Source organism: Zoogloea oryzae (assembly GCF_030161255.1).
Classification (GTDB): Bacteria; Pseudomonadota; Gammaproteobacteria; order Burkholderiales; family Rhodocyclaceae; genus Zoogloea; species Zoogloea oryzae.
Genome location: NZ_BSPX01000296.1, coordinates 402 through 665, shown reverse-complemented (window position 1 = coordinate 665; position 264 = coordinate 402). Strand labels below are relative to the sequence as shown.

The window sequence follows — 264 nt, the reverse complement described above, 5'->3', positions numbered from 1 at the left end:
CAGGCGCCAGTTGCGGGGGGGCGGCGTGAGTGGGGGGCCGGCGTTGGCGGAAGGCGTCGAGGCTGGCTTCGGCGGGGCGCCGGGCGTGGATGTCGGCAGGGCGTCGGCTGGAGTTGTTGCGGTGGCGTGTCGTGGCGGCTCGGCGGGGATGGGGCTCGGTGCGTCTGCGTCCGGCAGCGGCGCAAGGTCGGTGGCGACGTTGGGGCGGATGAGGCGGATCGCGGCGGGCGTCGGAGCCGTGGTTTGGCGGGTCGGGGAATCGGG

At 76.1% G+C, this 264-nt stretch carries 1 pseudogene; it reads right to left on the bottom strand.

The annotated features are described in order from the left end of the window. Positions 1–264: pseudogene (locus tag QQK25_RS23460) on the bottom strand (hypothetical protein); the annotation flags it as partial.